The organism is Frankia sp. CgJB1 (assembly GCF_977947065.1).
Genome location: NZ_CDWTNB010000011.1, coordinates 47,751 through 48,972 on the forward strand (window position 1 = coordinate 47,751; position 1,222 = coordinate 48,972).

Genomic DNA, 1,222 nt, shown 5'->3' on the forward strand with positions numbered 1-1,222 from the left:
AATCCTAGGACATTCTTGAACTCGTGGGCCAGGGTGAAACGCCGCCGGCCGGAGTTGTTGCTTTTGTTGACGACCACGAGCCAGCGCTCATCGCGCCACTCCGAAAACCCGGCCATGGTTGGCATTCGCCAGCGCGGCTCTACCCGCACCTCAAGTTCGGGCAGGGCGGCGATCCGCCCCACGTCGGCCGGCGCCTTGTCTATTTCGAGAAGGTGCAGCAAGTTTGTCGCTTGCAGTTCGGCAACGCTGTACGCCTCGCCGTAGGTAAGTGGCCGTACCGGCATGAGCCGCCGCAGCCGCGGAATAATTGATTCTGGGGTAGGGTCCATGAATAGCTTCTATTCTTTCCGTTATTATATTGCTAGGTATGATGGCGTGTTGTTGTATCTTCCGAGTAGCCGGGGCCAGTCTTCCGATACCGGGCGACGATTTCCTGGATACTGGCTTCCGCTTCCCGGATACCGGCCTCGGGCAGGTCATACTCGGCCCGCAGCATGACATCGAGACTCGGAAGGTCTTCGGGGAGCGGGACGCCCGCTAGTAGAAAAAGGTCGCTGGTTCTTACCTCCAGAGTTTTTGCGAGTGCCGCAAGGTTATCGGGCAGTGGATGTTGGACTTCGTCCTGCTCGATTCTCACCAGCGCTGTCTGGCGTACGCCGCTCGCGATAGAAAGCTGCTGGATAGTAAGGCCGCGTTCGTGTCTCATCTGCCTGATGAATCGGCCAAGGCTTTTCGGTGTTTGTTTTGTTCGTTCGTCCACAATGGTCCTCCGCTTATAAGGTCATCATAACAGGATTATTCCGATTTCGGAATACGTGGAATTGACAACAATTCCCTATCGGCCCCGCCGCCCCTTATAGGCCCTGCCTATTAACGACCTCTGGCGCCTTCCACAGTTCCCGCACAACCTCGCCAGCCCGTGCCGTACTTACCTGTATAGCTTTGCGCAATGCGTCCCGGGTAATCGGCCGCCCGTCGTGCGCGGCGCGGTACTCGGCGTCGGCCGCTCTTGCGGCCGACAGCAGACTGTCTTCCGCCTCTGGCCCCGCCGCGTCCTGGCTCGGGGTAGAGCCGGGGACAGCTGCCGTCCCCGGTTTGGGCTCGTCCTCGCCGCGTAGGACGGCCAAGTGCGACAGCAGGCCGAGGACGACCGGCGGCACCGACCCGGCCGCCAGTATGACCGGCCAGCCCAGCGCGACGATCCCGGCCTCGGCCCAATGCC

Annotated in this window: 3 protein-coding genes; all 3 read right to left on the reverse strand. The window is 60.9% G+C overall.

Annotated features, from left to right (window positions below):
- Positions 1-329, reverse strand: a 329-nt coding sequence (locus AC08OT_RS02830; protein ID WP_476602504.1) for an ImmA/IrrE family metallo-endopeptidase, incomplete at its 3' end; no start/stop codon positions are given.
- Positions 330-361: 32 nt separating this feature from the next.
- A complete protein-coding gene (locus AC08OT_RS02835) occupies positions 362-760 on the reverse strand; it encodes a helix-turn-helix domain-containing protein (protein WP_476591960.1) in 399 nt (132 codons plus the stop codon).
- 94 nt (positions 761-854) lie between these two features.
- Positions 855-1,222, reverse strand: a 368-nt coding sequence (locus AC08OT_RS02840; RefSeq protein ID WP_476602505.1) for a hypothetical protein, incomplete at its 5' end; no start/stop codon positions are given.